We start from the raw sequence: 25,722 nt of genomic DNA, 5'->3' as shown, positions 1-25,722 counted from the left end.
GGCAAACAGGCACGCGCAGGGCATGAGCCCTGTGGCACCGTCTTCTTTCATCCGGACTATGACCGTCGGCTCCGGCCTTGAACCGGATCTGCTGACCCCCGGCCGTGGACCGGGGCGCTCGCGGGCTCGTGCTTGCGCACCTACCGCCGGTGGGGAGTTGCACCCCGCCCTGAAGACGTTTGTGTACCGGCGAACCGGCGCAGCAAGTGTACCAGCCCGTGCTGAACGGGGTGGGATGCCCGGCGCCGCAGCCGTTTCCCGGCGGGAAACGGATCTGACCCCAAGCCTGCCCAGCCTGTGACGGCTGTCTCTCGCATTTTGTAAAACTTTCATTAAAATTCGCCGCGGACGACATGACGTCGCCACGGGCGGCGCCTCCGGCGCGCCCGCCAATGGACTGCAATTCACAGGAATTCCCATGCGCAAGCTCCTGATCATCGCCAGCCTGCTGGCCGTCGCTCCGCTGGCCTCGGCCGCCGAAGGGCTGAGCTACACCTACGTCGAAGGTGGCTGGACCCAGGTCAAGACCGACGACAGCGATTTCAACGACCCGAAGCTTGACGGCGGCTACGTGCGCGGTTCGTTCGCGCTGGCCGAGCAGGTGCACGTGTTCGGCAGCTGGTCGCGTACCAGCAAGAGCTACCACTTCACCGGTGCGTCGGCCAAGTTCGAACTGGACCAGCCTGAGCTGGGCATCGGCTACCACATGCCGTGGACGGACCGCCTGGACTACACCGCCGACATCGCCTGGGTGCGCCAGAACGCCGAGCTGACCGTGAAATCGGATCTGTTCGGCCGCGAACACCTGAAGGATCACACCAACCTGGCCCGCGCCACCATGGGCGTGCGTGGCAAGCCTTCGCCGAAGACCGAAGCGTGGGCCAAGGCCGGCTACATGGATGGCGGCAACGACTTCAAGGGCACCTGGGTCGGCACCGTCGGTGGCCAGATCAATTTCACCCCGACCTGGGGCCTGGTGGGAGAAGTCTCCGGCCAGCGCGATGTCACCCAGTTCTCGGCCGGCGTCCGCGCCAGCTTCTGATTGCCCGATCCTCGTCGTGCGATCGAACGGGCCCCGCAAGGGGCCCGTTTTTTTTCCGCTGCACACCGTTATCTGGCTGCATCGCGCCATCGAAAGCGTGGGCAGATGCGCTAGGCTTGCCCGCCTCTGGACCCGGAATCACTGTCATGAAGACCCCCCTGCGCTCCCTGCTGGCCACTGCACTGTTGTGCGCTCCCTTGTTCGCCAGCGCCGCCTCGACGCAGCTGAGCCCCGAACAGACGTTCGATCTCTATGCCCGCGTACTGCTGGAAGACGACGCGACCGCCACGCGCACGCTCAACGACGCGCTGAAGCCGGCGTTCGAGGGCCAGGATGCCGTGACCCCGAACCCGGGGGCGCTGGCCAAGGCATTGGCCGAACCCTGGCAGACCGTGCTGGCCAGCACCGGCGCCAAGGTCGACGCTGCGGCCACCGAAACCCTGTACGCCAAGGCGCTGCGTGATTCGAAGTGCCGCGCAACCCAGAGCGTGATCGAAGACAACGAATACGTTGAAGACCAGAAGCTGGCGCGGATCACCTACACCTGCCAGGTGCCCGACCTGGGCAAGGTCCGCCCGCTGTTCGCCGCCAGCCTGGCCGACCATGCCAGCCCGGCCTCGCGCAAGCAGTTCACCGACGCCTACACCCAAGCGCTGCAGAGTGGTGCACGCGTGCCGGTCAGCGGCACCTTCACCCTCTACCCGGCCAAGGACAACGGCTACTGGTACAGCGGCAACTTCGATGACTTGGTGGGCACCGTGGCCGGTGCGCTGGCACCGTTCGAAGACTGGATGCAGGACGCGCAGGCGGCCAACGCGCCGAAAGTGACCGGCATACCGGGCTGCGACCTGCTGCTGCAGCAGCACCGCGCCTGCGTGGCGAAGATCGCACCCGACCAGATCAGTGGCGTGGACGCGATGGCCGAAGAGCTGAAGGCCAAAGCGCAGGTGCAGTCGGCCGAGGAGATGACGCAGGAGTGCAAGGCACTGCGCCCGCTGGCCGAGATGATGTGGACCGACGAATGCACCTGAGCCGCTAAGTGCTAGCGCCGGGCCACGCCCGGCGACACTCGAATGCACCTGATCGCGTGATGATGGCATCGCAGCGGGGACATGCGCTGCATGACCCCGCTTGCAACTTGTTGCATTGATTCACAGGGTGCCGGGGCCGATCCTGCAGCACCCTTCCCGGCCCCATACATGCGCCTGCTCGCCGCTCTGTCCTGTCTGTTCACCAGCGTGTGCATTGCCGCGCCACACACGCCGGAACAGGAGTACACGCTGCAGGCGCGTGTTGTCCTCCAGCACGATCCGGCTGCGCGCGACCAGCTGACCCTGTGGGACGCTGCCGCTGTTCCTCGCAACGGAATCGATTGGCAGCGCAGCCTCGATGATCTGCCCACCTGGTTGCGGCAGCAGCAGATCGTGCCGCCCTCGGCGGCGGTGATGCAGGATGTCACCGATGCACTGCTGGCGCGACTGTCGACGGCCACCTGCCACGCCGAGGCGTTCCTGCCGCTGGGCAGCCCCGAGATCGGTCAATTCACGCTCGCCTGCGCGTTGCCCGATCCGGCGCCCACGTTCGCGCTGTACCGGGCACTGCGCCAGGCCGGGCCTGGCGGGCAGGCGCAGCACAGCGATGTGTTCTTCAGCGCCTACGCCGCCCACCTTCGCAGCGCACCGGCGGCATTGCATCGCACCCATATGGTGGGATGGTCCTCCTATCGCCATGGCGATGTGCATGAGGCCCGTTCGGAACAGCTGTACCGGACCATCCTGCTGCACCTGATGCCGTTCGAAGCATGGAACCGGCATATCGCTGGCGATGAAGCCGCGACCATCCTGCACGACTGAGCAGGCCGTCCAGCGACGCGCCGATGCCGAGCCGTGGACGCAGCGCTGCTCACAAGGGACACCGAGCGCCATTGGTGTCTGCTGGCAGAGCCGCCACGAGTCACCACGTATCTCATCTCTCATCATGTTGGAAATACAGATGTTCGCTTCGCTCAGACCCCTTGCTCGCGCCGCGCTGCGGCTGCTGCCCTCCCTGCTGCTGATCGGCTGCGCGCAGGGCGCTCAGACCCCGATGGCCATACCCGGCTCGGTCGTCAGCCTCGTGCCACCTCCGGGATTCGCGCCAGCACCCCATTTCTCCGGCTTCGCCAGCGAAGATGGTCGCGCCAGCATCCTGGTCGCCGAACTGCCCGCCGACGCCCGTGCCGCCGTCAGCGGACTGTTTGTAGACGAGGCAACCGCGCGCAACCGCTTTGCCAGCCAGGGCGTCCGGGTCGACCGTCTGGAATCGGTCACCAGCGACGGGCGGACGATTCCGGTGGTCATTGGCAGCCAGATCGCCCACGGTTACACCTTCGACAAGTGGGTTGCGCTGTTCAGCGGCTCTCCAACGGTCATGATCACGATCCAGGCCCCGCGCGAACATGGGCTGACGCACAAGCAGGCAATGCGTGCTCTGGCCTCGGTGACCCTTGGCGCGCAGGCCACGCTTGAGGAGAAAGTCGCCGCCATGCCCTTCAGCGTCAGACCCGAGCCACCCTTCCGGCTGATCGACACCCATGCAAACTCGGCCGTAATCCTTACGGCCGGTGAACTGGATACGGATCCCGAGGGTCGCCAACCTCTGGTGGTCGTCGCCTCCCAGCTTTCTCTGCCGTTTGATTCGGACGATCTGGCGGAGGTATCCGATCAGTTGATTGCTGGAACTGTCCGCATCCAGGGAGGGACCGTTGCCTCGAGGAGCAACGTGCCGTTCGGCGGCATCGAGGGGCACCGCGTTGATGGACTCACACCCGACGGGCGTCACTACCGCCACTACCTTGCACTCTGGCCAGGTGAGCGGTTTGTCCGTCTGGCCGCGATTCTGCCGGCGGAGAGCACGCAGGAAGTGGAAGAGGCGATTGATGCCATCGCCGCCTCGGTCCGATTCCACGAATGACAGTGCAGACCGAGGACGGCGTCTGCCACTGCATCATGTGCGCAGCAGCAGGCGCAGGTCCTCACCCACCTGGCATTGCTCGACCACGCGCAGCCGGCGTTGCTGCTGCATCGCTTCGATGCCCAGCCCGGCCAGCAGCGGGCGGGCCTGGTCACCCAGCAGGGTGGGCGCCTGGTACAGCAGCAGCTCATCCACCCAGCCGCCGCGCAGCAGCGCACCGGCCAGCGTAGCGCCGGCTTCGGTATGCACTTCGTTGATGCCGCGCCCGGCCAGCAGCGTCAGCATCGCGCCAAGATCGAGACGGCCGTCGGCACTGGGCACGCAGGCGAACTCGGCATCGGCGGCATCCGGTGCGCTGACCGCCGCATCGTGCAGGTACAACGTGGGTGCCCCACCCTCGCGCACGCGGCTGCACTGCAGGGAACGCAGGCGCGAATCGAGCACGACGCGCAGCGGCGGCATCACGTCGACGTCCCGCAGGCGCACGGTCAGCATCGGATCATCAGCCAGGACGGTATCGGCACCGGTCAGGATCGCGCCAGCGCGTGCACGCCAGTGCTGCACGTCTTCGCGCGCCGCTGCTCCGGTGATCCATTTGGACGCGCCGTCGGCCATCGCCGTACGCCCGTCCAGGCTGGCGGCCAGCTTCACCCGCAGCCACGGGCGATTGCGCTCCACGCGTGACAGAAAGCCCTTGTTGAGCTCGCGTGCCTGCGCCGCCATCAGCCCTTCGGCGACCTCGATGCCGGCGCCGCGCAGCAGGTCGAATCCGCCGCCATCGACCTGCGGGAAGGGATCACGCAGCGCAGCGACCACACGCGATACACCGGCCTCGATCAGTGCCAGTGCGCAGGGGGGTGTGCGCCCGTAATGCGCGCAGGGCTCAAGGGTGACGTAGGCAGTGGCACCGCGCGCCTCATCACCGGCCTCGCGCAACGCGAATACTTCGGCATGCGGGCCACCGGCACGCTGGTGCCAGCCCTGCCCGACCACACGTTCACCATGGGCGATCACGCAGCCGACCATCGGATTGGGGCGGGTGGTGTAGGCGGCGCGCTCGGCCAGGCGCAGCGCGCTGGCCATGTGCAGATGGTCGAGTACGGAGAATGGGGTGGTCATCTGGCCATGGTAACGCTGCCGGTGTTGATCCATGCCATCGGTGCCAACCAGGGTTGGCACCCACCAGTGAATGCGGCCATCGGTGCCAACCAGGCAGAGGCGGTCAGCCCTTCTTCTTCTTGGCCAGGGCGATCACATCGCCCAACAGCTGCAGCTGTTCGGTGCTGGCCGGCAGCTCGCGTTCGAGTTTTTCGATTTCCTCGCGGAAATCGGCCACATCCTCGAAGCTGCGGTAGACCGAAGCGAATCGCACGTACCCCACGTGATCGAGCTTGCGCAGCTCGTTCATCACGAACTCGCCCACCTTGATCGAAGGCACTTCACGCTCGCCACTGAGGCGCAACTGATGGACCACCGCACGCACCGCCGCTTCGATCTTGTCTTCCGGCACGGCACGCTTCTGCAGCGCGCGATCAAAGCCGGCGCGTACCTTGCGCTGGTCGAAGGCCTCGCGGGTGCCATCGCTCTTGACGATGGCCGGCAGCTTCAGTTCGACGGTTTCCAGGGTGCTGAAGCGCTCGTTGCAGGCCTCGCACTCACGCCGACGGCGGATCGTCGCGCCGTCTTCAGAGACGCGCGAGTCGATGACCCGGGTATCGGCATGTTGGCAGAAGGGGCAATACATGGAACGCCTGGCTCAGGGGACAACCTACATGCCACGGTCATGGCAGCGTCGCAAAGGTACCTGAGAAGGGGCTTTCCGGCAAATTCCATGTGCTATACGGCCCCCTCGTCAAGGGCAACCCTGCAGCCGTCCCAGATGCACCCCAATACTCGGAAACACCCTGATGCGTGAGGCTGGACAGGCGATCCCTGCACCACCATGCGACCTGCCTGGAAAGTCAGGCGCCCGGAAGGTGAGCAGGCCGCCAGCGCAGCCAGGCCAGATGCGCCGCCGGCAGCAGCAGCGGCGGGCCGAACAGCAACAGGCTGAAGCCCTCCATGCGCTCGGTCATGCCGACCACCAGCCCCAGCACGACGGCGGGCACCGCAGCCAACGCGCCCAGCGCCAGCAACGCCCACCACACCCGGCCCACTGCCTGCAGGCCAGACCGGCCCTGCAGCAGGAAACCGGCGCCGATGTACAACCAGGCAACAATGCCCAGCGCCCCGGCGCTGCCCCAGCACACCAGCAACAGCCGGCTCGGCAGGCGGGTTTCCTGCGTCAGGCCGGAGTACACGCCCACCAGGGCCACGGTGCCTCCCAGCAGCACGCCTGGCAGCCCGAACAGCAGGGCCTGCACGAGGTGCAGGCGCTTGTGCAGACGTTCATCCATACGTTCATCCATGTGCGTTGCTCTCCCTGGGCCGGGGTCAGAGCCCTTCCCCTGCGGGACGGGATCCGACCCCATCAGCCGATCAACCGTAGACCGGGTACTTGCGGCACTGCGCGCTGACGGCGTCGCGCACGCGGGCGATCACGGCGTCATCGTTCGGCGCATCGAGGACATCGGCGATCCAGTTGGCCAGATCCACGCAGTCCTGCTCGGTGTAGCCACGGGTGGTCACCGCCGGCGTACCCAGGCGCAGGCCCGAGGTCACGAACGGCGAACGCGGGTCGTTCGGCACCGAGTTCTTGTTGACGGTGATGTGCGCCTTGCCCAGTGCCGCTTCCGCGTCCTTGCCGGACACGTCCTTGCCGATCATGTCCACCAGCATCAGGTGGTTCTGGGTGCCGCCGGAGACGATCTTGTAGCCGCGCGCGATAAGCGTGCTGGCCATCGCCTGGGCGTTCTTCACCACCTGCTGCTGATAGGTCTTGAAGGCCGGTTCCAGCGCTTCCTTGAAGGCCACCGCCTTGCCGGCGATGACGTGCATCAGCGGACCGCCCTGGATACCCGGGAACACGATCGACTGCAGCTTCTTGACCAGGTCCTCATCGGCACCCTTGGCGACGATGATGCCGCCGCGCGGGCCGCGCAGGGTCTTGTGGGTGGTGGAGGTGACGACGTGGGCGTGGTCCAGCGGGCTCGGATAGACGCCGGCGGCGACAAGACCGGCGACATGGGCCATGTCGACGAACAGGTAGGCGCCGACCTTGTCGGCGATGGCGCGGAAGCGTGCCCAGTCGATCACCTGCGAGTAGGCCGAGAAGCCGGCCACGACCATCTTCGGCTTGTGCTCCAGGGCCAGGCGCTCGACTTCGTCGTAGTCGATCAGGCCCTGGTCGTTCACGCCGTACTGCACGGCGTTGAACAGCTTGCCCGAGGCGTTCACCTTGGCGCCATGGGTGAGGTGGCCGCCGTGGGCCAGGCTCATGCCGAGGATGGTGTCGCCCGGCTGCAGCAGCGCGAAGTACACGGCCTGGTTGGCCTGCGAGCCGCTGTGTGGCTGCACGTTGGCATAGTCGGCGCCGAACAGCTGCTTGAGGCGGTCGATCGCCAGCTGCTCGGCGATGTCCACGTATTCGCAACCACCGTAGTAGCGCTTGCCCGGATAGCCTTCGGCGTACTTGTTGGTCAGCTGGCTGCCCTGCGCTTCCATCACTGCCGGGCTGGTGTAGTTCTCGCTGGCGATCAGCTCGACATGGTCTTCCTGGCGCTGGGTCTCAGCGGCGATGGCCTTGGCCAGTTCGGGATCGTAGGATTCGATGCGGACGTCACGCGGGAACATCGGGTACTCCAGCAGGCAGGGAAAGGGGGTGTACGGCTCAGCCCCTGATTGTAGCCCCGCACCGGCCGGCTGGGGCCGAAACGGACGGGGCCGGATCCCTCGAAGGAATCCGGCCCCGTATGGTTCCGAGTGATTTTGCGGGGTCCTCAGCGGCTGCTGAGCACGTACTGGGCGATCACGCCGGTGGCGATGGCCACCAGCAGCATGTTGCCGCGGTCATCGCGGATCCAGTGGTGGCCATGCGGCGGACGGCGCAGGTGGTAGCGCGGATAGTCGTTCACCACGTAGATCGGGCCGCGATAGTAGTCGCGGTAGCGGTGCCCGACCTTCCAGCCATAGCCGGGGCCGTAGGCAGGGCGGTAGACCACACGCGGCGGCGGTGCCGGGCGGTAGTAGCGGTCATGGTCACGGTGCCACTCGCGGCGGTCCTGCCGGTAATCGCGCCGGGCCTCACGGCGGTCGCGCTCCCAGTCACGACGGTCCTGTCGCCACTCGCGACGATCCTCCCGCCACTCGCGGCGGTCGTGACCGCGGCCGCGATGGTCGTCGTCGGCAAATGCCGGGGCAACCGCGCCGAGCGCCAGCACAGAGGCCACGGCTCCGGCCATTACTCGATTGATGCGCATGTCAGACCTCTGCTTGGGTGGTGGTGACCCCATATTGCGCACCGGATCTGAACCGTTTCCGGCTGGAAACGCTTCCCGCTTCAGGACTGTGACGGCGATTCAGGCCGCGGCCAGCCCGGCCGGCTCCCGGTGGCGCGGCGGGTAACCGGTTCCGGCTATAATTGGCGGTATTCCATTCAAGTCTGTGCCCGCTGCCGCACCGGGAAACCTCCCGTGACGGTCGGGCGCAGGGTCGCGCCTACGGAGACCTCATGTCCTCGCAATACATCTACACCATGAACCGCGTGTCCAAGGTGGTCCCGCCCAAGCGGCAGATCATCAAGGACATCTCGCTGTCCTTCTTCCCGGGCGCGAAGATCGGCCTGCTGGGCCTGAACGGCGCCGGCAAGTCGACCGTGCTGAAGATCATGGCCGGCGTGGATACCGATTTCGAGGGCGAGGCACGCCCGCAGCCGGGCATCAAGGTCGGCTACCTGGCGCAGGAACCGGAACTGGACCCGAACAAGACCGTGCGCGAGTCGGTCGAGGAAGGCGTGGGCGAAGTGCTGCAGGCCCAGGCTGCGCTGGAGGCGGTGTACGCTGCCTACGCCGAGGAAGGCGCCGACTTCGACGCGCTGGCCAAGGAACAGGAGCGCCTGGAGGCGATCCTGGCCGCCGGCGACGCGCACACCCTGGAAAACCAGCTGGACGTGGCTGCCGATGCGCTGCGCCTGCCGCCGTGGGATGCCAAGATCGCCAACCTGTCCGGCGGTGAAAAGCGCCGCGTCGCGCTGTGCCGCCTGCTGCTGCAGAAGCCGGACATGCTGCTGCTGGACGAACCGACCAACCACCTCGACGCCGAGTCGGTGGAATGGCTGGAACAGTTCCTGGCGCGCTACACCGGCACCGTGGTGGCCGTTACCCACGATCGCTACTTCCTGGACAACGCCGCCGAGTGGATCCTGGAACTGGACCGCGGCCGCGGCATTCCGTGGAAGGGCAACTACACCGAATGGCTGGTGCAGAAGGATGAGCGCCTGAAGCAGGAAGAAAACCAGGAAAAGGCCCGCCAGAAGGCGATCCAGAAGGAACTGGAGTGGTCGCGCCAGAACGCCAAGGGCGGCCGTTCCAAGGGCAAGGCCCGTCTGGCCCGCCTGGAAGAGCTGCAGTCGCAGGATTACCAGAAGCGCAACGAGACCAACGAAATCTTCATCCCGCCGGGCGAGCGCCTGGGCAACATGGTGATGGAGTTCAAGAATGTGTCCAAGAAGTTCGGCGACCGCCTGCTGATCGACAACCTGTCGATGCTGATTCCGCCGGGCGCGATCGTCGGCATCATCGGCCCGAACGGCGCCGGCAAGTCGACGCTGTTCAAGATGATCACCGGCCAGGAGAAGCCGGATTCGGGCGAGATCGTGATCGGCCCGACCGTGCAGCTGTCCTACGTGGACCAGAGCCGCGACAAGCTGGAAGGCAACCACAACGTCTTCCAGGAAATCGCCGGTGGCCTGGACATCCTCAACATCAACGGCATCGAGATCCAGTCGCGCGCCTACATCGGCCGCTTCAACTTCAAGGGCCAGGACCAGCAGAAGATGGTCGGCTCGCTGTCCGGTGGTGAGCGTGGCCGCCTGCACATGGCCAAGACCCTGCTGCAGGGTGGCAACGTGCTGCTGCTCGACGAACCGTCCAACGACCTGGACATCGAAACGCTGCGTGCGCTGGAAGACGCGCTGCTGGAGTTCCCGGGCAACACCTTCGTGATCTCGCACGACCGCTGGTTCCTGGACCGCATCGCCACGCACATCATCGCTTTCGAAGGCGACTCGCACGTGGAGTTCTTCCAGGGCAACTACCGCGAGTACGAGGAAGACAAGAAGCGCCGCATGGGCGATGACGCTGCGCCGAAGCGCCTGCGCTTCAAGGCACTGAAGTAACGCAACGGGAAAGGCCGCGCTCGCGCGGCCTTTCTCCTTCTGTGGGTCGCCCGCTTGCCGGGAGACACCTTCACGAGAAGCCCCATGTCCCTGTTCGAACGCCTGTTCCAGCTGCAGCAGCACGGCACCACCGTGCGCACCGAGCTGCTGGCCGGTGTCACCACCTTCCTGACGATGTCCTACATCGTCTTCGTCAACCCCGAAATCCTCGGCACCACCGGCATGGATGCGGGCGCGGTATTCGTCGCCACCTGCCTGGCGGCCGCGCTGGGCTCCACGGTGATGGCGCTGGCAGCCAATTTCCCGGTCGGCATGGCTCCGGGCATGGGCCTGAACGCGTTCTTTGCCTTCACCGTGGTCGGCGCCGCCGGCCTGCCCTGGCAGCAGGCGCTGGCGGCAGTGTTCATCTCCGGCCTGGTGTTCCTGGTGCTGTCGCTGACCGGCGTGCGTGCCTGGCTGGTATCCGGCATTCCTTCGTCACTGCGCTCAGCCATCGTCGCCGGCATCGGCCTGTTCCTGGCCATCATCGCCCTGCAGAAGTCCGGGGTGATCATCGGCAACGAGGACACGCTGGTGGCGCTGGGCCCGCTCAACACCGCCCCACCGCTGCTGGCACTGGCCGGCTTCCTGCTGATCGCCGTGCTGGAGGCGCGCCGCATCCGTGGTGCGATCCTGATCGGCATCCTGGCGGTCACTGGGGCCGGCTGGGCGCTGGGCGACGTGCAGTACCAGGGACTGGTGTCCCTGCCGCCAAGCCTGGCGCCGACCTTCCTGCAGCTGGACCTGCCGGGCCTGCTGCACCACGACGGCGGTGCCCCCATCGCGGTACTGCTGCAGGTGGTGCTGGTGTTCGTGCTGGTGGAGGTGTTCGATGCCACCGGCACGCTGTACGGGGTGGTCGGCCGCGCCGGCCTGCTGAAGCTGCCGGGTGCGCAGAAGCGTTTCGGCCGTGCACTGCTGGCCGACAGCACGGCAATCGTCGCCGGCTCCATGCTGGGCACCAGCAGCACCACGGCATTCGCCGAAAGCGCCTCGGGCGTGCAGGTGGGTGGCCGTACCGGCCTCACCGCCCTGGTGGTCGCCGCGCTGTTCCTGGCCGCCCTGCTGTTCTCGCCGCTGGCCTCGATGGTGCCAAGCTACGCCACCGCACCGGCCCTGCTGTTCGTTGCCGGGTTGATGCTGCGCGAGCTGGTGGAAGTGGACTGGAGCGACCTCACCGAATCGGTGCCGGCGGCCCTGTGCGCGCTGGCGATGCCGTTCACCTACTCCATCGCCAATGGACTGGCTTTCGGCTTCATCGCCTACGCCGCGCTGAAGGCCGGCACTGGCCGCTGGCGCGAGGTGCATCCGGCGGTGTGGCTGGTGGCCGTGCTGTTCGTGCTGCGCTTCGCGCTGGAGTAATCAGGGCAGGGGCCCGCTGTCACGGCGGGCTGGTGGTGTACTCATCGCCATGCCGGTCGCAGCTGGCCATCCACGCCGAAACGCCAGCGGCCCTCGGCCCAGCCCCGGCCGAACAGGGCCAGCATCTGCGAATAGTAGGCCGGTGCCTCGGCACGCTGCTGTTCCGGGCTGGGCAGGCTGGCCAGCAGCGACTTCGCCAGCCCCTGCTCGCGCTGTGCCAGCACACAGGGCAGTACAGCCGCGCGGAAACCATAGTTGCCTTCGCCCTGCCCCTGCCCGCTGCGGGTATCGACCTTTTCCCAGAGTGCCGCACCGCTGCGCAGGCGCTGCAGCGGACCGGACAACGCCGCCAGCTGCCGCCGGAACAACGGATCGCGCGGGGCCGTCATGCCTGCCCACGTGTAGCAGCGGATCGCATCGTAGCCGCCCACCGCTCCGTTCACCGGATCGACCACGAAGCGCCCCTGCTGCCACGCCGCCCAGTCCGGTGCATAGCCATGCGGGCTGGTCTGCTCCAGCAGCGTGGTCGCGTTGTCCGCCAGTTCCGCCCAGGGCCCACTGCGATCGGCCGCGGCAAAGCGCCGCAGCAGCGGCAGCGGCAGATAGCTGGGATTGACCCGGGTCGCATTGCCTTCGACGAATCCCTGCGGTCCCGGCAGCAGCATCGGGCCGAGACCGGGCAGCTGCACGACTTCCCTTTCCCGCACCTGCCCCAGCATGCCCCCGGCGATGGCCTGCAACGCAGGACGGTGCCAGAGCCGCCCCGCTTCGAGCAGGGCGTAGGCCAGCCACAGATCGGAATCGGACGCCGGATTGTCGTCCAGTACGCGCCAGCCGCCCTTGTCATCGCGGCCCCACAGCCAGGCCGGCAACCGCTGCCGCATATCGCCCCCGGCCAGGTTGTCCTGGGTCCAGCCCAGAACGCGATCAAACAGCGCCTGATCGTTGTCGACCAGCGCGAAGAACAACGCATACGACTGCCCTTCCGACGTACTGCGCTGGTCGTCCTGGCTGCGATCGATCATGCGTCCGTCGTTGCTGAGGCTGCTGTCCAGCAGCACCTGCCAGGCCGGCCAGCGCGGCGCTGCGAGCGCACGCCCTGCGCCCATGGCCAGCAACGGCAAGGCGGCCGTCGCCTGTAGCAGTCGGCGGCGTTGCGGATCAGCGGAACTCGCCATAGGGCACCAGCGGCGACACGGGCAGCGGCAGGTTGCCCTGCCAGGGCTTGAAGGTATAGCGCAGATAGAGCTGGAATGTGTTCGGAGAGAAGTCACGGCTGCGCTGCAGGGTTCCCGCCGCGCCCAGGACGATGTGATCGCCCAGCCGCCGCTCCACGGCCGCGTAGAGCCGATAGCCGGTGCCGGTGCTGCGGCTGTCGCCGGTGTACAGGCCGGCCTCGTCCAGCGCGAGAGCACCGTACTGCGGCTCCAGCTGTGCCACCACGCGCTCGATCAGCGCCTGGTCCGGGAAGCGGCTGATCGACGCCGTACGCGCGCTGGAAACACTGACCGACCCATCCACCCGCAGCGACCACAGATCATTGCGCCAGGCAAAGCTGGCCGGCAGGCTCAACGAGGCATAGCGCTGCGGGCTGTAGTAGCCGCCCTGGCCCAGCGAGTAGCCGCCCAGATCCTTCTGGTAACGCCAGTACATGGCCGTGGTGCCGACGTCCAGGCGCATGTCCGTACGCTGGATCAGCTTGTGGTACCAGCCGACCATCGCACGCGCACGCGTGTTGTCCGCGACGTTGTGACCGGTCAACCGGTGCCAGCTCCAGTTCGACCAGACGCCATTGCGTCCGCCCTCATCGAAGCCCAGGCTGAAGGTGATGCCATTGGCGGTCACCCCACCCCAGGCAATGCCGCTGCGAGGATCGTAGGCACCGGCCTGTGACAGCAGGGAGTTGGTCATCGGCCGCCGCGACAGCGTCGCCCCCCAGCCGAGACGGCCCAGATCGCCATTGGCGGTGATGCCTCCCAGCCAGTTGCCGATCAAATAGTGGGACGGCGTATGGCCAAGGTCGACATTCCAGCGATCGTCCAGCGTGCGCCAGCCGGCCGCGAAACCTGCGCCGGAACTGCGCCGCTGATGCACGAAGCGGGTACATCCCGGGGCCTGCAGCCGGGAGCCGTCGGCACGCAGCAGCGACAGGTCGCAGCTGCCGAAATCCTCGTCGTAAGTGCCGTCGGCGCCGGTGCGGAACCGCCCTGCGTCGAAGTGCACCTGTTCGATGCGCGCCCAGCCGAGCCCGCCTGCAAACGGCGCATCCAGATGCGCGATGCGGGTGTCGCGCCCGAGGCGGGAAATGCCGGGCGTTCCGTCGCTGCGACGACCGGTATCCTGCATTACCGTCAGCGTGGGATTTTCCTGCTGGTACAGCGTTTCCACGTCGCTGCGCAGGCTGCGCCGCAGCCAGTCGTCCCCCGCGGTCTCGCGGCTGGCCAGGGTCAGCGCGCGGTTGTCGCGCGGCTGTGCCTGCGTTGCGGCCAGCAGGCCGTTGTCGGCCATCGCCTGCGCGTACATGTCCAGCGCCTGCTGCGGATCCTCGCGGCGCACCAGTCGCGCCGCGTCGCGCCAGGACTGTGGATCCGGACCGTCCCTGCGGGCCAGCAGCGCGCGCAGGATCGCCAATGCCTTGGCGTCCTCGTGCAGGTCGGTCCAGATGCCGGCCAGCTGGCGCTGCTGGCCGAGCGCATCTTCGGCGACCACCGGCGGCGACAGCCGCATCTGCCGCCGCGCGTTGTCCAGATCGCCGGCACCGATCCAGGCCTGCACCTGGCCAAGCTGTGCATCGACGTTGTCCGGCTGCTCCGCAAGTACCCGCTGGTAATACTGCAGGGCCTGCAGGTGGTCGCCGCGCAGGCGCGCCCAGTCGGCCAGCAGCAGGTTGTTCTCGGCACTGGCCGGTTGCTGTTGCAGCAGGGCGATGGCTTCCGGCTCGCGTCCCTGCGCACGCAGCGACCAGAGATGATCGATGAGCTGCTGCCGGCGCAGCCGTGCGGACAGTGCGCGGATATCGTCATCCCATTCCGCCAGCGGCACCGCGTCCAGCACTGCCAGTGCCTGCGGCAGGCGATCGGTGCCGGACAGATACAACGCCTGCGCGTAGCGTGCTTCAGCGCTGTCATTGCGCGCCACCATGTCCGCGACCACCGCATCGGCCTCGGCAGGCCGACCCGCGGCCTGCAGCTCAATGGCCAGGGCACGGGCGAGCCACGCATCGGCGGGCAGCTCCACGCGCAGCTCATGCCCGAGCGCAAGGGCGGCCTCCGCATCGCCGGCCGCCAAGGCCTGCTCACGTCGTTCGCGCAGGCGACTGATCCGCAGCTGACGCAGATCCTCGGCGTACAACCGGCGCTGCGCGGCCGGCAACGCATCGATGAAGGTCTCCAGACGCTGCGGATCGGTCCTCCCATACAGCTGCACCAACCTGCGGATCACGTTGGCATCGTTCGGCGCCATCCGCCTCGCGGCCTGCAGCTGGCGTTCGGCCGAGGCGTCGTCGCCACGGGCCACGGCAACATCCACCTGTCCCAGCCGTGCGTTGACCTCGCGTGGCTGCTGCCGCTGCGCCTGCGCGTACAACGCATCCGCCTCGTCCAGCCGACCGGCACCGAGTGCGGCATCGGCCTGGTCCAGCAGCAGCCAGTAGCGCGTACTGGCAATGAGGTCGCGCCATTTGTCGCTGCTCTCGCCGACGGGCGTGGCCTGGATCGCGCGTTCGAACAGGCTGATCGCCGACGCACGACGGCCCTGCCGCATCTGCGCCATGCCCAATCCGCCCAGGAAGGCGGCTTCGCGCGGATAGGCCCGCAACGCCTGCTGGAAGGCACGTTCGGCCTCGGCATCGCGCCCGCGTTCAAGCAGTTGCTGGCCACGCAGACCCGCGCGCCAGGCCGGATCACTGACCTGCCTGTGCTGCTCGGCATAGCGCTCGCGCACCAGGGCGATGTCATTGAAGGTGGGATTGCGGGTGATGAACGCCTGCAGGCGACGCACGCCGCGCTCATCGGCGGGCTGGTCCTGCAGGTACGCCCACTCGGCATCGGCAGCCAGCCCGCGGGCGTCGGGGTTGCGGCCCATGCGCTGCAGCGCGTCGAGTGCTTCATCGTCGCGACCGGCCGCGAACAGCAGCTGCGACAGCGTCTGCAGCAGCCCGGTGTTGCCTGGATACGCCTGGTCCAATGCGGTCAGCTCCCGGATCGCCAGCGCGCGGCCATCCGCCTGCGCGCCACGCAGACGCCAGTACTCCAGCCCCAGCTGCAACCCCGGAGGCGCGTCATTGAACAGGCGGCGGTAGATCGCCAGCGCATCGGCACTGCGGCCACCGGCTGCGAACAGGCGTGCCTGCTGCAGCTCCTGCTGCAGATCGCCCTGATAGGCCTGCCAGAGGCGATCACCTGCGGCGAGTTCGCGACTGCCCGCACCGACCTGCCGCAATCGTTGCAGCGTCGCGGCCGCATCCTCCACCTTCTGCTGCGACAACTGCACCTCCAGGATCGCCAGCAGGGTGCCACGATCATCCGGTGCCAGCATGCGCAGCCGTGCCAACGCATCTTCGATCAGGCTCTGGCGCCCGGTCGCCTCGCCGATGCGTACCTGCTGCAACAACCACTGCCGCTGCTCGGCCGCAGTGCCGCCGGGCATTTGCGGCAGCGCCTGTGCCGCGCATGCGCCGGTCCCGGCCAGACCCAGCAGCACCAGCCGGGACGCCATCAGCAGCGGCGGCGAGGTCCGGCTCATTCCTTGCCCGCATCCAGGCGCCGCGCGGCGACCCAGCGCAGTGCACGCCAGAGCAGGAAGGCGACCATCAGCACCACCAGCGTGGCCAGCACGGCCAGCAATGCCGGATGATCGGCCAGGTGGTACCACAGCAGCAGCCACCACGGCAGCGCGCCCACGTAGTAGTGTTCGCCCACGAACTGGCTGTTGATGCCGGAACTGCGCAGGATCGCCACCGATCCCGCAATGGCTTCGCGCTTGCCGGTGTCGCTGAGTGCATCATCGAGCAGCTGATAGTCGGCCGGATGGCTGGCCGCCAGCGAGACGATGCTGCGCTGTGCATGACGGGGCGACTGCAGGCCGACGATGGCCGCGAAGGGGGCCTGTGCGGTGACCGCCACGCGGGTGACCGCAGGATCGCCCGCGCGGCTGCCGCGACGGGCCTGCTGCACCGCCAGCTCCGGCGATGACCACTGGCCATTCAGCAGGCGCGTGCGTTGGTCGTCGATCAGCAGTGACAGCTGCTGGCTGCCGCGCAGCTCATCCGGCAACGCGCCCAGGACCAGCAGGTCCGCATCCAGCGCACTGGCCTGTTTCCAGTCCGCGGACAGGCGCAACCCGTAGGCCGGGTACCCACTCTGCACGCCCAGGCCTCCGATCAGGTTGAGCAGCAGGCTGACCTGCGCCTCGCTGGCGGACGGCGGCACCAGCACCACGGTTTCAGACAGGTCCGCCATGCGTGTGAACGGGAAGCCGCTGAGCGCGAACGCGGACAGGTCCGGCAACCCCATGTAGTGATGGAAACCGGAGAAGTCGATGGTCGAATCCTCCTCGATGGCCGCCTGCAGGTTCGGCGGCAGCACGGTCTGGCAGTGGTCGCGCTGGGCACTGCCCATCACGCTGGCAAAGTTGAAGTCGAACCGCAGCTGGTTGCGGTCACCCAGCTTCAGCGCCGGAATCAACAGGCGGCCATCGTCGGCGCCGGCATCGCCAGCGAGCACAGGCAGGCGGATTTCCGCCACACCCTGCTTGCCGGTGCGGCGCACCAGCGGGAAGCTTGAAATGAACTGGTCGTTGATCGCCACGCCCAGCCGCGACTCATCACTGCCAAACGGCGGCGTGTAGCGGTAACGCAGGTTCAGTGGAATGCCCTGGTTGCGCCAGATGAACAGGTCCGGTGGCAGGTTGAGGTTGACCGTGATCGGCTGCGGCGACACCCCGTTGGCACGCAGCTGCTGCGGATAGTCCAGCAGCTCGGCCAGGCGCACCGCGCGATCGGTACGCACCCAGTTCGGCGCGTCGTACGGCCTGCGTGGCGCCAAGGGCTTCATTTCGTCGATCGCGACCTGGCGGCCGCGGAACAGGACATTGCCGGCCGCCATCGCCGAAACGGCCTTCTGCAGGTCATCATCGTTGCGGCCGAGCACCAGCAGCAGCTTGCGCTGCGGATCCTCGGGCAGGGCCATCAGCTCGATCACCGGCCCCTGCACAGGCGCATGGTTGGCGATCACCGGCGGGAAGCGGCCATTCACCGCCAGCACGACCGCGTGGCCCTGCTCGGGCAGCGTGCCGAAGCTCACCGGAAAACGGGCCTGCCGCCACCATCCCGCCAGGCTGCCGAAATAGGACGCCATGACCGCCGCAGCCCGCTGCTGCGCCAGCGTGGGCGCCGCTGCAAACACCACCGGCAGTTCCAGCCGCGCGGTGTCGCGCGGATCGAAGAAGGGCAGCGGGAAATTGGCCAGATCATCCTGCATGTCCAGCGGCTGGCCGCCCAGCCTCAGCGTGCTGTTGCTCGAGAGGTTGACCCACAGCGAGCTGTGCGTGGGTTCTTCGCAGATGTCGGTGTAATGGCCGACGAATTCCAGGCGGACCTGGTTGAAATCAGCGATCAGGCGCGCATCCAGCGGCAGCTTGGCCTGCACGGGGCGTCCCAGCTGGTCGTTGCTGATCGGTACCACGCCCATCATCGCGTCATTCAGATAGACCCGCAGGTGCGACAGCGTCGGCAACAGCGACGGCGAGGGTGTGAAGCTCAGATCCAGTTCCGCTTCGCGCGCGAGGCGATCGCGGCGCACCTGGAATTCGAACGTGGTGCTGTTGCGGACGCCGGACAGCAGCGTGTCCTGGCGGCGGCCGAGCTGTGCGAAGGTGCTGTGCCGTTGCCAGGGCCAAGCGCTGCCGGCCCAGGTATCGGGCAAGGCCGGTTCGCCGCGCGGCGCGGGCACCGATGCCGCTGTGGTCGGGGTCGGTACCGCAACCTGCGCGGCCGGGGCATCCGGCATTGAACCGGTGGCAGGCGCCGGCACGGGTGCTGGAGCGCCATTGCCGGACACCACTGGCAGTACCAGCAACGGCAGCAGCAGCCAGCGCAGAGAGGTCGGGATGCTCATGGACGAAGCCCTGGGTCAGCGGCTGGGTCAGCCGGGTGGGAGGGAAGCGGACGTTGTGGTGCGAAACTGGCCAGCCAGCGCAGCAGGCGACCGCTCCAGTGCACCGGGCGGTCGAGATCGAACGGCGTGAAGTCGCCCATCCGCCGATAGCCTTTCCAGCCCAGCACCAGCACGCTCCACAGGCTGCGTGGCAGGCTCTTGGGCTGGTAACCGGCATGCCAGTCCAGCCACGCATCGGCGCGGGCGAATGTGCATTGCGCGAACTCCACGCGCTGGCGCTCGTTGTCGAACTGCAGCAGCAGGCCGAGGCGATGGCCGACGCTGCGCTGTACCCGCGCCGGGAAGGCGAACTCGCGCCGGCCACGCCCGAGCAGCAGGTGTACGCGCGTGCCTTCGGCCAGTTGCGGATCCAGTCCCAACTCCAGGCCGACGCCATCGTTGGAATAGTCCTGCAGCACGCCCCGCAGTCGACGCCCATCGGGTATCTGCAGCGCCATCGGCAGGCGCGTGGTGACCCTGTGGGTGCGCCGCACCTGCTGCACCTCCGCCGCCACCGCCAGCGCGCCGCCGATGATCAGCAGGTTGTACAGCACCCACAACGAACTCACGACCACGGTGCCGCGCTCATCGGCGGGCCCCTCGATGAAACGCCACACGGCGAAGCACAGTCCCAGCACGTTCAGCAGCGCCAGTACCAGGTAGGGGCGCGCCACCCGCCAGTCGAAGCGGTCACCCGCCTGCGTGCCGCCCTTGTCGGTGACATTGAACTTGCCACGGCCGGGACTGAACAGGGCCACGGTGGTCGGCCGCGCGATGTACCAGGCCAGCACGGTTTCATAGACCTCGCCCCAGAACGGGCGGCGGTACCGGCCCTGGATGCGCGCGTTGGTCAGGCTGGCGTGGGCCATGTGTGGAACGACAAACAGCAGGATCGCCAGCGCGGGGGCGTAGATGATGTAGACATGCAGCAGGAGGAAGGCCAGCGGCGCGGTGAGGAACACCAGCCGCGGGATGCCCGCGAGGAAGTGCAGCATCGCATTGGCGTAGCAGAAGCGCTGGAACAGGCTCAGGCCTTTGCCAAGCAGTGGATTGTCGATGCGGAAGATCTGCACCATGCCGCGCGCCCAGCGGATGCGCTGGTTGACATGCGCGCCCAGGCTGTCGGTGGCCAGGCCGGCCGCCTGCGGAATGCGAAGGTAGGCCGAGTTCCAGCCCTGGCGATGCAGGCGCAGGGCGGTATGCGCATCCTCGGTGACGGTCTCGGTGGCGAAGCCGCCGATGGCATCGATGGCCTCACGCCGCAGCACCGCGCAGGAACCACAGAAGAATGCGGCATTCCACAGGTCGTTGCCGTCCTGCACCAGCCCGTAGAACAGCTCGCCCTCGTTGGGATCACTGCGGAACACCTGCAGGTTGCGCTCGAAGGGATCGGCCGAGAAGAAATGGTGCGGCGTCTGCACCAGCGCCAGCTTCGGATCGCGCAGGAACCAACCACAGGTGATCTGCAGGAACGAGCGCACCGGCAAGTGATCGCTGTCGAAGATCGCCACCAGTTCACCGTCGATCAGGGTCAGGGCGTGGTTGAGGTTGCCGGCCTTGGCGTGCCGGTTGTCGCTGCGGGTGATGTAGTTGACGCCGGTCTGCTCGGCGAAGGCACGGAACGCCTCGCGCTTGCCGTCATCGAGCAGGTGGATGCGAAGTCTGTCGGCCGGCCAGTCCAGCCCCATGGCGGCATGGACGGTATGCCGCACCAGTGACAGGTCTTCGTTGTAGGTGGGAATCAGCACATCCACCGTGGGCCACTGCCGGATATCGGCCGGCAAGGGCGCCGGACGCCGTCGCAGCGGCCAGGCAACCTGTACGTAGCCCAGCATCAGCACCAGCCAGGAATACGTCTCGGCCACCAGCAGCACCAGGCCGCAGACCAGGTCGAAGGTGCTGCTCCAGTTCAGGGTGGCGGTATAGCGCCACCAGAGATAGCGGCAGGACACGGTGATCGATAGCACCACCAGTACCAGCGTCGCATAGCGGCCGGGCATGCGCCGTACCAGCAGCGCGATGACCCAAAGCAGCAGCACGAACACGAACTGCGCCAGGTAGCTGAAGGGCTGGGTGATGCACAGCGCGGCCAGACCCAGCGTGGCCAAGCCGGTGACGGCGGTCAGCGCCTGCCGCGCGCGCAGTGGCAGGCGCTCCAGGCGCTGTGCGAGCCACGCCGCGAGGCGACTGTTGCCGACATCGGCAGGTGCATCACGCATCGCCCGCAGGTAGCGCAGGCGACCGCGTCCTGCCGCTCCGCGCAGCTCGGCGATGCGCTGGCGCCGGGCCTGGGCCAGGCGCTGGCGGCGCAGCGAGGTATGCGGAACCAGGCGCACCAGCGACAGCCATGCGGCCTGGATCAGCAGCCGCAGTGGATCTCCGGGGCGCCAGCGGCGATCACCCTGCAACTGCGGGAACGCACGCCGCAGCCGCGGCGCCAGCGCCTGCCACGCAGGTCCTTCCAGCCTCAACAGCGCCCAGCCCAGGGCCTGCAGCGACCACAGCAGCGCGCACAGTGGCCATGCGGCGTACACGCGCTCACGCAGCCGGTTCCAGTGCAGATAGTGGATGCGTGCGCCCTTCATCACCCGCTCTCCCGATCCTGCCGCCGCGCCGCCTCGGCCAGGCACCACAATGCCAGGCCGGCGACGTCGGCAGCCGCCAGCGCATCGGCCGCATGCTGGCCCAGCGGCTGCTTGCTGGCCAACGCGGCCGGCACCCGCGCATCTTCGTGCAGAGGCTGAGGCACCAGCATCGACGCGTGCGCATGCAGCCAAAGCTGCATCAGATCGCGCTGCACCGGAACCGCCGGGTCATACCGGTTGGCCAGCAGACGGCGCGGATCGTCGTGCTGCCGCTGCAGGAAGACGTGGCTTGCCGGATCGACGCACGCCAGGCGCAACGGCAGCGTACAGCGCGCATATCGGTTGACCGCCGCCGCGTGTGCCGGCAGCCGCTGCGGCAGGTCGAACAGCAGCCAGTCGAACTGCGCCGACAGCACTGGCACGCGATCATTCCAGGTGTCGGGTGCCAGACTCAGCGCCTGCTCGATCTGCAGGGCTTCGGCCGCGCTGACACGGCCGTACGGCAGCACCGCCAGGCCCGGCGCGCAGGCGAAGGCCGCATCACGCCAATCGCGGCCGTCCAGCATCGCCCGCGCCCAGCCATCGGCCTCCCGTGCGGCCAACCCGACATGCAGGCCCAGCATCTGATCCGGACTGCACTCGACCAGCAGCACGCGCTGGCCCTGCGCATGCAGCGCCTGTCCCAGTGCGGCCAGCACCGTGGTGACGCCTGTGCCGCCGTGCACGCCCTGCAGGGACAGCAGTACGCTCATGGCTGCCGCTCCAGCTCGGCCAGCAACGGCCAGCGTGCCAGTGCCCGGGCACGTTCGTTCTGCGCCGAGAAGTCCACGTAGGGCAACCCGGGCATGCCCAGGCTGCGACGCAGCAGATCGATGTCGTCCTCCTCCACCGAAAGCGTGCTGGCAACGGCCAGGATGTCGGCCATCAGCGTTTGTCCTCCGGGTACGGGTTCCAGGCCTGGCTGCCCTGCAGCTGCAGCCAGGGCTTGCCACCGTAATCGATGACCTTGGCGCCTTCGTTCTCCGACACCGAGGGCGTACGTGGCAGCCCCTGCAGCAGGCTGTCCCAGTCACGCGCTCCCGGCGGCGACTGCGCGTTCAGCGCATACACCCGCGACACCAGTTCGGAGAGGGCCAGATAGCTGCTGGGCTCGGGCACATGACGCGGCCCTCCGCTGGCCGGCGTGCCCATCCCGACCAGCTTGACGCCGACCGGCACATGGGTGATCGAAGGGCTCGGAATCTCCCGCATGCCGGGAATCTGCATGCGGTCGCCATGCAGCGCCGCGCCATGCTCGGGCACCACGACGATCATGGCGCGACGGCCACTGCGCTCCACCGCTTCGACGAAGCCTGCCATGTCACCCAGCACCATCTGCGCGCGGGCCTTGTAGTCAGCCGCGTTGGCACGACCGTCGGCGCCGACGATGCGGTTGCCGTCGTGCAGGGAGATCGTGTTGTAGAACAGCGCGACCTGCTGCGCCTGTTCGGCCTGGCGCTGCTTCCACCAGGCGTTCAGCACGTCACCATCGCGGCGCAGCGGCGACTTGTCGAACGCGACCAGCGCCCGGGGAAACGCGCTGATGTCCATCGGCCGTGCCTGCAACCCACCGTACTGGCTCAGTTCGCCGATGAAGTTGTCGAAGTGCCCATCGTGGTTCATCGCCAGCTCGCTCTGGAAACCCAGGCGCTGCAGGTTGGAGAACAACTGGCATTCGGCTGGCACCGGGTCGAACAATGCGGTGTGCGAGGTCTGTCCGCAGCTGGCGCGCAGCAGGCGGATCGCCGCCGGTCCGCTGTAGGCGGTGGCCGAGTTGAAATCGTCGAAGATCAGGTCCATGTGGTCCAGCAGCGTGTTCTGGCGCATGCCGACTTCGTCCAGATCACTCCATGCCAGCGAACAGATGTTGAGGATGATGACGTCGAACGGCGCAGCGCTGGCCGGCGCCGGGAACACCGTCTTCAGGCCCGACTGCTGCTGGTAGAAGGCCGCCAGCCAGGCATTGAGTGTCTCGTTGCTGGCCGGCGCAAGTGCACCGGCAGCGCCGGCAGCGGCGTCAGCACCGCCGGTCGCTGCGGTGGCCTGCGACGTTCCCCAGTTCAGGCCCGCCGGCAACGGCAGTGCCACCACCGCCATGCCCAGCATGCCCAGCACGCTCAGCGTCGTGATGCGCAGCCACGGTTTCAGCAGCAGGTAGGCAACCACCAGCAGCACCAGCACCGCGACCATCTGCCAGTTGATGAAGCGCTGCGCCAGCTCCAGCCAGTAGTCGGCGGAGAAATCGAGCACGCCCGGCTGTGCGAGAAGACGCTGGAAGGGCGGCCACCAGGTGTCCTGGTAGTAGAGCACCACGGCCACCGGCACGGCGACGACCGTGCGTGTGATGCGTGCCCATCGCCACGGCAGTGGCACCAGCAGGGCGGCCAGGAACAACAGGTTGGGCAGGATCTTCAGGTCCAGCGCGCCCATCCAGGCCAGCACCACCTTGGACAGGAAGTACAGGTTCCAGCCGCGCAGGTCCGACCACACGAACGGCGATGCGGGCGTCGGCTCTGCGCTCATTGCGGCCTCCGCGCATCGCGCACCCGCACGCCCGTCCGCCGCAGATGCCGTGGGGGCAGCCAGGACGCTGCGCGGCGACGCACCGCGCGCCACAGCGCGCCCAGCATCACGCCGAACGGAATCATCACCAGCGCACAGGCCGCGATCAGCGTCCACAGCTGCTGGTCGGTGGTCATGCGGAATCTCCCAACCGGAACGGGATGGGGGCGTTGAATGCGACCTCGTTGACCGTGGCCGCGGGTTGCGGCAACGGAACGGCAGGGGCGGGCAGCGTCTCGGATTCGGAGTCGCTGCCGCGGGCATTCATCGCTGCGATGTCGTACTCGGCCAGGCGCTGGTAGCCATCGAACAGCTCGCGCCAGGGCAGCCGGTACAGGTTGGAGAGCGCCTGTTCGACCGCATCGCGGCGGCAGCCGAACAGGAACAAACGGACCTGGCCGCGGTACACGCAGGCCACATCCCCCTGCCTGCGGATGTTCAATTGCTGCAGGGTCTGTTCCGCGCGCAGCCCGGCCACCGGCTGCAGCGCCAGCACGGCGCTTTCCACCGCGCTGCCGTCCTGATCGATGCGTTCGCCGACGATCTGCCGGAAGCGGTCGGCCGCCACGATTCCATTCACTTCCGGTGGCCGGTGGGCACGGATCAACGGTTCGGGGTCGGCCGCCAGCTGCCCCTGCCAACGCTGCCGCTGCACCGTCTCCAGCAGCGTCAGCAGCCGCGGCAGCGGAGTCGCCGCCGGCACCACCATGTTGCCGCCGCACTGCAGCAGCAGGCGCTCGTCGGCGTAGCGCAGGCACGGTTGCACCTCGCGCACCACCAGCTTCAGCAGGTCGCCGCGCTCGCGGCGCAGCCGATGCAGCAGGCGTGCCAGTGTGTCCACCTGGTCGTTGCTGCGGATCGCCAGCACCACGGTGGCCTCGCGCGCCTGCAGCGCCGAAGGCAGCAGGTCCGCCCAGCCATCGTGGAGCCGCCAGGCGGGCGACAGCGGCGGAGCGCCTTCCAGCACGTCGGCCTCGGCCAGGTACAGATCACGATCGCCGCCGCTGGCCTCGACCGCAGAGAGCACGCTGTCCGCCTCTTCTGGCACGCGGCGCAACCCGCCTTCTGCCGCTTCGATCGCGAAGGCACGGCGGGCCACCACACCATGGGCGTTGGCCCAGTAATGCAGCAGCAGCTGCAGCGCACCGCGGTGCGGATGCAGCTGGGCGACGCCGGAACAGGTCCGGTTCAAGGCCAGCAGGCGCGGCGCCAGGGTGGCCACTTCACCGTGGCAAAGCAGCAGCAGCACCGTGCCGGCCTGCTCCGCCCAGGCTTGCAGCTGCCGGTTCCATGCCGCCAGCCGGGCATCGCTCCAGCCTTCCAGCGCCGCCAGCGGAAACTGCACCATGCACAGGCGGGTCGCGGCGGTGGCCGCGCGGGGAAGATCAACCGCCAGACCGCGCAGGGTCCGCTGCATGGCAGCGGACGAGGAACGGAACAGACGCAACCGCGCCGGCCCCTCCCCCGGCGGCAGCTCGGCCAGCATCGCATCGGCGCCGCGCCCCAGCGTCGCCAGCACGGCGTCCTGCACGTCGCTGGCCGAACCCAGCACACCTGCGCCAACCAGGTCGGCCGGCGCGCTTCCGGCAGCGACGACCCAGTACAGCCCACCGCCGTGCATCTCGACGAACTCGGGCGGCAATCCGGCGATGGCAAGATGGGGCGCTGTCATGCCGGGTCCTTTCAGCGGACCTCAGCCAAGCCGACGCTGCG

General features: G+C 67.8%; 20 protein-coding genes and 1 riboswitch. Of the genes, 6 read left to right on the top strand and 14 right to left on the bottom strand.

Going from position 1 to position 25,722, the window contains the following annotated elements; genetic code table 11:
* Positions 1-35: 35 nt before the first annotated feature.
* A riboswitch (FMN riboswitch) is annotated at positions 36-181 on the bottom strand.
* Between the two features lie 237 nt (positions 182-418).
* The 4 genes from AC06FB_RS04735 (at position 419) to AC06FB_RS04720 (ending at position 3,994) form a co-directional block, all read left to right on the top strand.
* Positions 419-1,042, top strand: coding sequence for a hypothetical protein (locus AC06FB_RS04735; RefSeq protein ID WP_053518907.1), 624 nt, complete (start codon positions 419-421; stop codon positions 1,040-1,042).
* A gap of 146 nt (positions 1,043-1,188) precedes the next feature.
* Complete coding sequence (locus AC06FB_RS04730; protein WP_277381396.1) at positions 1,189-2,073, top strand: hypothetical protein; 885 nt, start codon at positions 1,189-1,191, stop codon at positions 2,071-2,073.
* Positions 2,074-2,241: 168 nt separating this feature from the next.
* Complete coding sequence (locus tag AC06FB_RS04725; RefSeq protein WP_322523250.1) at positions 2,242-2,895, top strand: hypothetical protein; 654 nt, start codon at positions 2,242-2,244, stop codon at positions 2,893-2,895.
* Positions 2,896-3,034: 139 nt separating this feature from the next.
* Positions 3,035-3,994 carry a hypothetical protein gene (locus tag AC06FB_RS04720; protein WP_111186318.1) on the top strand — a complete coding sequence of 320 codons (960 nt, stop codon included), beginning with the start codon at positions 3,035-3,037 and terminating at the stop codon, positions 3,992-3,994.
* 33 nt (positions 3,995-4,027) lie between these two features.
* On the opposite strand, the gene ribD is transcribed toward AC06FB_RS04720, so the two are convergent.
* From ribD to AC06FB_RS04695, 5 genes are all read right to left on the bottom strand, one after another.
* Positions 4,028-5,113 (bottom strand): bifunctional diaminohydroxyphosphoribosylaminopyrimidine deaminase/5-amino-6-(5-phosphoribosylamino)uracil reductase RibD, encoded by a 1,086-nt coding sequence (ribD, locus tag AC06FB_RS04715; protein ID WP_111186319.1) that lies wholly within the window; start codon positions 5,111-5,113, stop codon positions 4,028-4,030.
* A 103-nt stretch (positions 5,114-5,216) separates the two neighbouring features.
* The gene (gene nrdR, locus AC06FB_RS04710) at positions 5,217-5,738 is read right to left on the bottom strand and encodes a transcriptional regulator NrdR (protein ID WP_053518899.1); all 522 of its coding nucleotides are present in this window, start codon (positions 5,736-5,738) and stop codon (positions 5,217-5,219) included.
* 217 nt (positions 5,739-5,955) lie between these two features.
* Positions 5,956-6,390, bottom strand: a complete 435-nt coding sequence (locus tag AC06FB_RS04705; RefSeq protein ID WP_180876964.1) for a hypothetical protein — start codon at positions 6,388-6,390, stop codon at positions 5,956-5,958.
* A gap of 82 nt (positions 6,391-6,472) precedes the next feature.
* Positions 6,473-7,726, bottom strand: coding sequence for a serine hydroxymethyltransferase (gene glyA, locus AC06FB_RS04700; RefSeq protein WP_065175825.1), 1,254 nt, complete (start codon positions 7,724-7,726; stop codon positions 6,473-6,475).
* A 146-nt stretch (positions 7,727-7,872) separates the two neighbouring features.
* Entirely contained in the window at positions 7,873-8,352 is a 480-nt protein-coding gene (locus AC06FB_RS04695) for an RcnB family protein (protein ID WP_065175826.1), read from the bottom strand.
* A 251-nt stretch (positions 8,353-8,603) separates the two neighbouring features.
* Between AC06FB_RS04695 and ettA the strand changes: the two genes are divergently transcribed.
* Together ettA and AC06FB_RS04685 are read left to right on the top strand one after the other, a co-directional pair.
* Positions 8,604-10,268, top strand: a complete 1,665-nt coding sequence (gene ettA, locus AC06FB_RS04690; RefSeq protein ID WP_005415249.1) for an energy-dependent translational throttle protein EttA — start codon at positions 8,604-8,606, stop codon at positions 10,266-10,268.
* Between the two features lie 84 nt (positions 10,269-10,352).
* Positions 10,353-11,669, top strand: coding sequence for an NCS2 family permease (locus tag AC06FB_RS04685; protein WP_053518892.1), 1,317 nt, complete (start codon positions 10,353-10,355; stop codon positions 11,667-11,669).
* A gap of 41 nt (positions 11,670-11,710) precedes the next feature.
* On the opposite strand, the gene bcsZ is transcribed toward AC06FB_RS04685, so the two are convergent.
* From bcsZ to AC06FB_RS04640, 9 genes are read right to left on the bottom strand one after another with little or no spacing between them, the layout of a single operon-like run.
* Positions 11,711-12,847 (bottom strand): cellulose synthase complex periplasmic endoglucanase BcsZ, encoded by a 1,137-nt coding sequence (gene bcsZ / locus AC06FB_RS04680; RefSeq protein WP_277381389.1) that lies wholly within the window; start codon positions 12,845-12,847, stop codon positions 11,711-11,713.
* Positions 12,831-16,412 (bottom strand): cellulose synthase complex outer membrane protein BcsC, encoded by a 3,582-nt coding sequence (gene bcsC / locus AC06FB_RS04675; RefSeq protein ID WP_478053427.1) that lies wholly within the window; start codon positions 16,410-16,412, stop codon positions 12,831-12,833. The genes bcsZ and bcsC overlap by 17 nt, the downstream gene beginning before the upstream one ends.
* The gene (gene bcsB / locus AC06FB_RS04670) at positions 16,409-18,784 is read right to left on the bottom strand and encodes a cellulose biosynthesis cyclic di-GMP-binding regulatory protein BcsB (protein ID WP_478053426.1); all 2,376 of its coding nucleotides are present in this window, start codon (positions 18,782-18,784) and stop codon (positions 16,409-16,411) included. The genes bcsC and bcsB overlap by 4 nt, the downstream gene beginning before the upstream one ends.
* On the bottom strand, positions 18,781-21,408 hold the full coding sequence (gene bcsA, locus AC06FB_RS04665; RefSeq protein WP_262101079.1) for a UDP-forming cellulose synthase catalytic subunit: 2,628 nt from the start codon (positions 21,406-21,408) through the stop codon (positions 18,781-18,783). Before bcsA ends, bcsB begins: the two co-directional genes overlap by 4 nt.
* Entirely contained in the window at positions 21,408-22,160 is a 753-nt protein-coding gene (gene bcsQ, locus AC06FB_RS04660) for a cellulose biosynthesis protein BcsQ (protein WP_262101080.1), read from the bottom strand. Before bcsQ ends, bcsA begins: the two co-directional genes overlap by 1 nt.
* Entirely contained in the window at positions 22,157-22,333 is a 177-nt protein-coding gene (gene bcsR, locus AC06FB_RS04655; RefSeq protein WP_080375313.1) for a cellulose biosynthesis protein BcsR, read from the bottom strand. Before bcsR ends, bcsQ begins: the two co-directional genes overlap by 4 nt.
* Positions 22,333-23,970: a cellulose biosynthesis protein BcsG gene (bcsG, locus tag AC06FB_RS04650; protein ID WP_262101081.1), complete on the bottom strand. Its 1,638-nt coding sequence runs from the start codon at positions 23,968-23,970 to the stop codon at positions 22,333-22,335. The genes bcsR and bcsG overlap by 1 nt, the downstream gene beginning before the upstream one ends.
* Positions 23,967-24,146, bottom strand: coding sequence for a cellulose biosynthesis protein BcsF (bcsF, locus tag AC06FB_RS04645; protein WP_053518880.1), 180 nt, complete (start codon positions 24,144-24,146; stop codon positions 23,967-23,969). Before bcsF ends, bcsG begins: the two co-directional genes overlap by 4 nt.
* On the bottom strand, positions 24,143-25,681 hold the full coding sequence (locus AC06FB_RS04640; RefSeq protein ID WP_262101082.1) for a BcsE family c-di-GMP-binding protein: 1,539 nt from the start codon (positions 25,679-25,681) through the stop codon (positions 24,143-24,145). Before AC06FB_RS04640 ends, bcsF begins: the two co-directional genes overlap by 4 nt.
* Positions 25,682-25,722: the final 41 nt, after the last annotated feature.

The organism is Stenotrophomonas sp. Steno-C15, assembly GCF_056393265.1.
Note: the sequence above shows the minus strand (reverse complement) of the source record. Positions and strands in the feature narration are given on the sequence as shown.